Annotated in this window: 9 protein-coding genes; 2 read left to right on the top strand and 7 right to left on the bottom strand. The window is 70.2% G+C overall.

All coding sequences use genetic code 11. The features are described from left to right. Positions 1 to 64 precede the first annotated feature (64 nt). Positions 65 to 517 carry a GNAT family N-acetyltransferase gene (locus tag ACZ4V1_RS11080; protein WP_468332736.1) on the bottom strand — a complete coding sequence of 151 codons (453 nt, stop codon included), beginning with the start codon at positions 515 to 517 and terminating at the stop codon, positions 65 to 67. Between the two features lie 57 nt (positions 518 to 574). Continuing rightward, positions 575 to 1,039 (bottom strand): MarR family winged helix-turn-helix transcriptional regulator, encoded by a 465-nt coding sequence (locus tag ACZ4V1_RS11075; protein ID WP_468332733.1) that lies wholly within the window; start codon positions 1,037 to 1,039, stop codon positions 575 to 577. A 139-nt stretch (positions 1,040 to 1,178) separates the two neighbouring features. Here ACZ4V1_RS11075 and ACZ4V1_RS11070 point away from each other — a divergent pair, with 139 nt between their 5' ends. Together ACZ4V1_RS11070 and ACZ4V1_RS11065 are read left to right on the top strand one after the other, a co-directional pair. After that, on the top strand, positions 1,179 to 2,390 hold the full coding sequence (locus ACZ4V1_RS11070; protein WP_468332730.1) for an MFS transporter: 1,212 nt from the start codon (positions 1,179 to 1,181) through the stop codon (positions 2,388 to 2,390). Between the two features lie 117 nt (positions 2,391 to 2,507). Further along, positions 2,508 to 2,927: a GlcG/HbpS family heme-binding protein gene (locus tag ACZ4V1_RS11065; RefSeq protein ID WP_468332727.1), complete on the top strand. Its 420-nt coding sequence runs from the start codon at positions 2,508 to 2,510 to the stop codon at positions 2,925 to 2,927. Positions 2,928 to 3,029: 102 nt separating this feature from the next. Here ACZ4V1_RS11065 and ACZ4V1_RS11060 read toward each other — a convergent pair whose 3' ends face one another. From ACZ4V1_RS11060 to ACZ4V1_RS11040, 5 genes are all read right to left on the bottom strand, one after another. After that, the gene (locus tag ACZ4V1_RS11060) at positions 3,030 to 3,896 is read right to left on the bottom strand and encodes a GNAT family N-acetyltransferase (RefSeq protein ID WP_468332724.1); all 867 of its coding nucleotides are present in this window, start codon (positions 3,894 to 3,896) and stop codon (positions 3,030 to 3,032) included. Positions 3,897 to 4,040: 144 nt separating this feature from the next. After that, positions 4,041 to 4,523, bottom strand: coding sequence for an NUDIX hydrolase (locus ACZ4V1_RS11055; RefSeq protein ID WP_468332721.1), 483 nt, complete (start codon positions 4,521 to 4,523; stop codon positions 4,041 to 4,043). 67 nt (positions 4,524 to 4,590) lie between these two features. After that, positions 4,591 to 5,496, bottom strand: a complete 906-nt coding sequence (locus ACZ4V1_RS11050; RefSeq protein ID WP_468332718.1) for a LysR family transcriptional regulator — start codon at positions 5,494 to 5,496, stop codon at positions 4,591 to 4,593. 212 nt (positions 5,497 to 5,708) lie between these two features. Beyond that, on the bottom strand, positions 5,709 to 6,887 hold the full coding sequence (locus ACZ4V1_RS11045; protein ID WP_468332715.1) for a cystathionine gamma-lyase: 1,179 nt from the start codon (positions 6,885 to 6,887) through the stop codon (positions 5,709 to 5,711). Beyond that, complete coding sequence (locus ACZ4V1_RS11040; RefSeq protein WP_468332712.1) at positions 6,884 to 7,381, bottom strand: low molecular weight protein-tyrosine-phosphatase; 498 nt, start codon at positions 7,379 to 7,381, stop codon at positions 6,884 to 6,886. The genes ACZ4V1_RS11045 and ACZ4V1_RS11040 overlap by 4 nt, the downstream gene beginning before the upstream one ends. Positions 7,382 to 7,385 lie beyond the last annotated feature (4 nt).

The following is a 7,385-nucleotide window of genomic DNA, read 5'->3' as shown; positions in this document are numbered from 1 at the left end:
CGGGCCCTGTTTCACGTGAAACAGGGCCCGCTCCGACGCCGGGGCGCTTCGCGCGAGCGTCCGGTCAGAGCTGGAGCTTGAAGCCCGTGTGCGAGGCCGTGAAGCCGAGGCGCTCGTAGAAGCGGTGGGCGTCGGTACGGGTTCGGTCGGAGGTGAGCTGCACCAGGTGACAGCCCTGCCGGCGGGACTCGTCGACCGCCCATTCGATGAGCTGTGTGCCCAGGCCGCTGCCGCGTTCGTCGGCGTGGATGCGGACACCTTCGATGATCGAGCGGGTGGCACCGCGCCGGGACAGGCCGGGGATGATCGTCAGTTGGAGTGTGCCGACGACGCGGTCGTCGCGGACGGCGACCACCAGGTGCTGGTTCGGGTCGGCGCTGAGCCGTTCGAACGCTGCCAGGTAGGGGCTCATGTCGTTCGGTGACTCGCGCTGGGCGCCCAGGGGGTCGTCGGCGAGCATCGCGACGACCGCGGGGATGTCGTCCTGGGCGGTGGGGCGTATTTCAAGATCTCCCATGACCGCACCCTACGCAGAGGCGGCAGGGCGGGTCACGGCGTAGTCAGGCATCACCGGCTAGGCGGGCACCGGCGTCTTGAGGGTCTCAACGGCCCGGACCAGCGGGGCGAGGTCGGGGTTCTCCGCCGCTTCGTCCAGGGCCTCGCGCAGTGCGGCGTCGTTGGTGGGCCGTGCCTCGTCCAGCAGTTCGAGGCCGGCCGTCGTGACATTGGTGTAGATGCCGCGCCGGTCGGTGGGGCACAGGTATCGCTCGAGCAGCCCACGGTCCTCGAGCCGGGTGACCAGGCGGGTGGTGGCGCTCTGGCTGAGGACGACGGCATCGGCGACCTGCTTCATCTGCAGATGTCCACCGTCGCCGTCGTGCTGTCGGCTGAGTACGTCGAGCAGGGAGTACTCGCGCACGCTCAGGTCGTGTCCGGCCTGCAGGGCGCGCTCGATGTGGGCCTCGATCCTCCCGTGCAGCAGGGAGAGAGCGCACCAGCCCTGGGAGAGGGCGGTGAGCGCGGGGTCCGTCGCTGTCATGTGTTTCCTCCGTCCCGGAGCGGTTCAGGCCAGGGTAGCCCAGGTCCGCAATTGCCAGCATTTGCATGTAGCCCGCGTCTGCAACTATTGTGAAGGCACGTAAAGCGCACCTGCAATCTTCTGGGAAGGTAACCCCTCCATGCCTCTCGCGCTTCTGGCCCTCGCGATCGGGGCCTTCGGAATCGGAACGACAGAGTTCGTGATCATGGGCTTGCTGCCCGAAGTCGCGAGCGACTACGGGGTCTCCATCCCCACCGCCGGCTTCCTGGTGACCGGCTACGCGCTCGGCGTGATGTTCGGCGCCCCGCTGATGACCGTGCTAGGCACCAAGGTTCCGCGGAAGCGGATGCTGATGCTGCTGATGGGGCTGTTCATCGTCGGCAACCTGCTCTCCGCCCTGGCCCCGGCCTTCTCCGTCATGCTGACCGGCCGTGTGGTCGCCTCCCTGGCGCACGGCGCCTTCTTCGGCATCGGCGCGGTCGTCGCGGCCGAATTGGTCGCCCCGCAAAAGAAGGCGGGCGCGATCGCGATGATGTTCACCGGACTGACCGTTGCCAACGTCGTCGGCGTCCCGCTGGGGACGCTCGTCGGACAGTCCGTCGGCTGGCGGGTCACCTTCGCGGCCGTGGCCGTGCTCGGTGTCGTGGGTCTGGCCGGTATCGCCAAGCTGGTGCCCGACGTACCCAAGGCCGAAGGCGTGCAACTGCGACATGAACTGGCCGCGTTCAAGAACGTCCAGGTCCTGCTCGCGATGGCCATGACCGTCCTCGGCTTCGGCGGGGTCTTCGCGGCCATCACGTACATCGCGCCGATGATGACTCATGTCGCGGGTTTCGCCGACGGCTCGGTCACCTGGCTGCTGGTCCTTTTCGGCCTCGGTATGGTCGGCGGCAACCTCGTCGGCGGAAGGTTCGCCGACCGCGCCCTGATGCCGATGCTGTACATCTCCCTGGGCTCCCTGGCCGTCGTGCTCGCCCTGTTCACGCTCAGCGCGCACAACAAGATCGCCTCGGCCGTGACCATCGTCCTGATCGGCGCCCTGGGCTTCGCCACTGTGCCGCCGCTGCAGAAGCGCGTCCTGGACCACGCGCAGGGTGCACCGACGCTGGCCTCGGCCGTGAACATCGGTGCCTTCAACCTCGGCAACGCGCTCTCCGCCTGGCTCGGGGGCGTCGTCATCGCCGCCGGCCTCGGCTACACCGCCCCGAACTGGGTCGGTGCCGTGCTCGCCGCGGCCGCGCTGGTCCTCGCCTTCCTCTCGGCGGCTCTCGAACGGCGCGACGGCGCTCCCGGCGTGGGTGTCGCGGGCTCCGTACCCGCCGAGGAGCAGGCCGTCGCCGCACACCACTGAACGATCCCGGCCGCGAGGTCGGTGGGCCAGAGCCGACCCCCGACCTCTGCGGCCCCTCCCGTCTCGAGCACCACTGAAGCACCGCACCACTCAGCAGCAACCAAGGAGAACGCTCCCATGAGCACCACCGCTGTCGCACCGCTCACCATCCAGAACGCCGAGGCTCTCGTCGCCGCGGCCCACCGCGCGGCCGAAGCCGCCGAAGTCACCGTCAGCGTCACCGTCCTCGACGCCGGCGGGCACCTCCTCGCCTTCCGGCGCGACGACCGGGCCGTGCTGATCTCCGGCGAGACCAGTACCCGCAAGGCCTACACATCGCTCCAGCTGAACGCCCCGACCGCCGACCTCGTCGACGCCGTCCAGCCCGGAGGCCTCTTCCACACCCTTCCCACGGCGCTCGACCGGCCGCTTCTGTTCATCGCGGGCGGCGTGCCCGTCCACCGCGACGGCCGGTTGATCGGCGCGATCGGGGTCGGTGGCGGCGCGCCCGAGCAGGACCACGCCTTCGCCAGGGCCGCCGTGGATGCCCTCGCCTGACGTCGGCCGCCGTTCCGCGAAGCCGGTTTCCGGGTTTCCGCCGGGAACCGGCTTCGTCGTACCCGGGCGCCGCCGTACCGCTGGTCGGTCCGCCGCGCGGGGTCAGCCCGCCGCCACCGTCAGCGGAGCAAACCGCCGGTTCCAGTCCCCGGGCAGCTCCGTGATCCCGTACGTCATGATCATGTTGGAGGCGACGAAGGCGAGGCCGCGCTCCTTCGCCCAGGCCAGCAGCTCCACGTGCCGTGCGTCGATATCCGTGCGCAGCGGGCGGTCGGTGCGGGCGGCGAGGGAACCGAGCAGTGCCTTGGCCGTCTCGGTGTCGCGGGCGATCAGAGGGCCCACGACGTGGGTTTCCATGTTGGGCCAAGCCGCGGCGTACCCGATGAGCCGACCGTCTTCCTCGGCGACGCGCAGCTGGTCGGCGAAGGCGGGCAGCCGCGTGATGATGTGGGTGCGGTCGGTCCCGAAGACCTCCCCGTCGAGGCGGAGAATCGCGGTGAGGTCCTCGGCAGTGGCCGCGCGCGTGGTGATCCTGGGCTCTGGTCCGCCCGGAATGAAACACCCACGCAGCATCTCCGCCCGGCCGGTGGTCTTGAAGCCGAGTTCCTCGTAGAGCGGCCGGCCGTACGGCGTCGCGTGCAGGGCCAGGGGGGTGGTGCCCAGGGCGGCGACGACGTGACGCATCAGCCGGCGTCCGATTCCCTGACGGGCGTGCCGACCGGCGACCAGCATCATGCCGATGGCGGCGAGGGAGGGATGCTCGGGTGGCCCGTACTCGGTAACCGTGCAGGCGCTGACGAGTCCGCCTTGGGGGTCGTCGATGCCGTACCCCTTCCCGGCTGTCAGGAGGAAGCCCCACTTGTGTTCTTCGCGCGGCCACCCCCGGTTCTCGGACAGGTCGGCGCAGGCGGTGAGATCGCGCAGCGTCAGACGGCGGATCGGCAGAGAGGCGAGGGAAGGTGTCGGCACGCAGGTCAGGCTGTCCGACGGGGGCCACCCGCGTCCACCACTTTCCGCGGGAACACACGAGCTTTTGGCCACGTGGTGGCCGAGCGCACAGGGAGCCGTCATCCGCTGGACGCTGTGAGGCCGGGAGGCCGGCTGCCGTCGGTGTCAGCCGAGGTCGGGAGCGTGCATGGCGCGCACGCCCTCGATATTCCCGTCCAGATAGTGCCGCAGCGACAGCGGTACGAGGTGGACGGAGGCGATCCCGACCCGAGTGAACGGGATCCGGACGATCTCGTACTCACCAGCGGGCTCGTCGATTTCGGGGCCATGCCGCAGTGCCGGGTCCATGGACTCCAGGCGGCAGACGAAGAAGTGCTGCACCTTCACGCCGGTAGTGCCGGCGTCCTCGCCGATGTGTTCCACCGTGTCCACGAAGCACGGGACCACATCGACGATCTTGGCGCCGAGTTCCTCGTAGACCTCGCGGTGCAGGGCGTCCACGACGGTGGTGTCGTCCGGCTCGACCCCGCCTCCCGGAGTGATCCAGTAGGGGTCGACACCGGGCTTGGTGCGCTTGATCAGGATCAAGTGGTCGCCGTCCAGGAGGACGGCGCGGGCGGTGCGCTTGACCACGGGTCGGACGGTCATGGGAGAAATGTGGCCCGGCTGGTTCCACGTGAAACATCGCGGCATGCCCAGCCGCAAGATCGCCGGTTCAGTTCCAGTCGGCGGCGGCACGCAGCAGCCCCTCATGGGCACGGGCAATGTGCGGCATCGCCAGCGTGCCGGTACGCACCACCAGGAAGTACGTCCGCAGCGGCGGTATCGCCGGTTCATGCAGGGCGACCACGTCACCGCGCTCCAGTGCCTCGGCACACAGATAGCGGGGCAGTACGGCGAGCCCTGCGCCCGCGACCGTACAGGCGAGTACCGCACGCAGGTCGGGGGCGACGACCGTGCCCGGAGCGGCCGGGCGGGCGTCGAACACGGATGCCCAGTAACGGGCGACAAAGGGCAGCGACTCGTGCACCTCGACCACGGGAACGTGTTCCAGAGCGGGTGCGGCGGAGTGCCGGAGCTTTTCGGAGCCGGCCCGCTCCGCCCAGTCGGGCGCGGCGACCAGGACATGCTCCTCGTCGCAGAGCGGAGTCGCCGTGAGCAGCGCGCCGCGCGGCCGTGCCGTGCCGATGGCCAGATCGTGATGTCCTGCGGCCAATCCCTCCAGGGTCTCCTCGGCGTTTCCGAACGAGGCGCGCAGGGCGAAGCCCTGTCCGTATTCGCCGGTGAGTTCCGTGAGTACGGGAAGCGCTCGCTCGGCGGTGAACTCGGGCGGTCCGGCGAGATGCAGGGTTCTGAGCAAGGAGTCGTCATCCACGCCGATCTCGGCGATCTCCACCAGGGCGTCGAGATGCGGTGCGGCCTTGTGGGCGAGTTCGTCGCCGATGGTCGTCGGCGTGACGCCCCGGGCCTGCCGCAAGAACAGGGGTCGTCCCAGTTGCCGCTCCAGGGTGCGGATCTGTGAGGTGACGGCCGGCTGGGAGAGGCCGAGCAGGGCCGCGGCGCGGGTGAAGGAGCCGGCTCGGTGCACGGTCACGAAGGTGCGCAGCAAGGCCAGGTCCATGGCCCCCCTCTTCTGTTCTCCTCCAGCCCACCGGACGCGCCAACTATAAATATGTCGATAGGTCGCTGTCGCTACTGTGATTGGACACTGACACAGAGTCAACTAGCCTTAATCGCGCGGTTCTTCGCCCGCGGAACCGGAGGACGGTCCGAGCCACGAGGGGGGAGGCTCGGACCGTCCGTCGTACTGGTCCGGAAACATCAAGGCGGCGGTCAGTCCGCCGACTCCTCCAGCGCCCGCAGCAGGTCCGCCACCAGGTCCTCGGGATCCTCCGCGCCGACCGAGAGCCGGACGAAGCCCTCGGGTACCGCGTCGCCGCCCCAGCGTCCGCGCCGTTCGGCCGTTGACCGCACCCCACCGAAGCTCGTCGCACCCTCCACGAGCCGCAGTGCGTCGAGGAAACGATCGGCACGCGCACGCGTGGACAGCGTGAAGGAGACGACGCACCCGTAGCGCAGCATCTGCTGCGCGGCGATCTTGTGGGAGGGGTCGTCGGGCAGCCCGGGGTAGCGCAGGCCGGTGACCTCGGGCCGCGCCCGGAGGGCTTCGGCCACCTTGAGCGCGGTGGCGTTCTGCCGGTCCACGCGCAGTTGGAGGGTGGCGATCGAGCGATGTGCGAGCCAGGCCTCCATGGGGCCGGGAATCGCCCCGACGATCTTGCGCCAGCGCCGTACGGCGGTCATCGTCCCGGCGTCGCGGCCGGTCACGTAGCCCAGCAGGACGTCGCCGTGGCCGGTGAGCTGCTTGGTGCCGCTGGCCACGGAGAAGTCGGCGCCGAGCTCCAGCGGGCGCTGCCCCAGCGGCGTGGCGAGTGTGTTGTCGACGGCGACGAGGGCGCCACGCGCGTGTGCCGCCTCGACGAGCCGCCGGACGTCGCACACGTCGAGCCCGGGATTGGACGGTGTCTCGATCCACAGCAGTTTCGCCCCGTCCAGGACGCCCAGCTGGGCGTCCCCGCCGGTCGGCGCGGTGCGCACCTCGATGCCGTACGCCTCCAGCTGGGCGCGGACCAGCGGCAGCGCCTGATAGCCGTCGTCGGGCAGGACGGCCGTGTCACCGGCGCGCAGCTGGGAGAAGAGCACCGAGGAGATCGCGGCCATGCCGGAGGCGAACACGAGCGTCTCGACATCGTCCTGCCCGGGCGCCTCCAGCTCACCGATGGCACGCTCGAGGTGGGTCCAGGTCGGGTTCTCGTCGCGGCCGTAGGTGTACGGGCCGGTCGGCTCGCCCGGCAGGTGGAAGTGGGCGGCGAACACGGGGCCGGGCAGCGTCGGCTCGTGCTTGACCGGCTCGGGCAGCCCGGCCCGCACCGCGCGCGTGCCGTCACCGGAGCCGGAACGGATCCTCTCGGCGCCCGTTCCGGACCCGTCGTTCGTAGCGGAAACACTCATGCCGCCCGTCCTTCCACTTGCTCGCGTACCGCGGCGAGCAGTCCGCTGCTCGCCGCCTCCACCATCTCAAGGCATTCCTCGAAGCCGTCCACGCCCCCGTAGTAGGGGTCCGGTACGTCCAGGTCTGCGCCGTCAGCGGCGGGGTCGTAGGACCGCAGCAGCCGCACCTTGGCCGCGTCCTGCTCCGTTGGGGCGAGGCGGCGCAGTGCCCGCAGGTGGCCGGCGTCCAGGGCGACGACGAGGTCCAGGCGGGAGAACCAGGACGGCTGGAACCGGCGGGCCGTGTGGTCGTCGAGACCGTAGCCGTTCTCCTCCAGGACGGCCACGGCGCGCGGGTCTGCGCCCTCGCCCTCGTGCCAGCCGCCCGTGCCGGCGCTGTCGGCCTCGACCAGACCGTCCAGCCCGGCATCCGCCACGCGCGCGTGGAAGACGGCCTCGGCCATCGGAGAGCGGCAGATGTTGCCCGTGCACACGAAGCAGACGCGGTAGGTCATCGGG

The sequence above is a fragment of the Streptomyces sp. NPDC028991 genome (assembly GCF_055564775.1).
The sequence above is the reverse complement of the archived record's forward strand: the minus strand, read 5'-3'. Positions and strand labels throughout refer to the sequence as shown.

What these genes read in the sequence shown, in the direction of transcription:
- ACZ4V1_RS11080 (WP_468332736.1), bottom strand. Translation starts at nt 517, where the DNA reads ATGGGAGATCTTGAAATACGCCCCACCGCCCAGGACGACATCCCCGCG.
- ACZ4V1_RS11050 (WP_468332718.1), bottom strand. Translation starts at nt 5,496, where the DNA reads ATGGACCTGGCCTTGCTGCGCACCTTCGTGACCGTGCACCGAGCCGGC.
- ACZ4V1_RS11045 (WP_468332715.1), bottom strand. Translation starts at nt 6,887, where the DNA reads ATGAGTGTTTCCGCTACGAACGACGGGTCCGGAACGGGCGCCGAGAGG.
- ACZ4V1_RS11040 (WP_468332712.1), bottom strand. Translation starts at nt 7,381, where the DNA reads ATGACCTACCGCGTCTGCTTCGTGTGCACGGGCAACATCTGCCGCTCT.
- ACZ4V1_RS11065 (WP_468332727.1), top strand. Translation starts at nt 2,508, where the DNA reads ATGAGCACCACCGCTGTCGCACCGCTCACCATCCAGAACGCCGAGGCT.
- ACZ4V1_RS11075 (WP_468332733.1), bottom strand. Translation starts at nt 1,039, where the DNA reads ATGACAGCGACGGACCCCGCGCTCACCGCCCTCTCCCAGGGCTGGTGC.
- ACZ4V1_RS11055 (WP_468332721.1), bottom strand. Translation starts at nt 4,523, where the DNA reads ATGACCGTCCGACCCGTGGTCAAGCGCACCGCCCGCGCCGTCCTCCTG.
- ACZ4V1_RS11070 (WP_468332730.1), top strand. Translation starts at nt 1,179, where the DNA reads ATGCCTCTCGCGCTTCTGGCCCTCGCGATCGGGGCCTTCGGAATCGGA.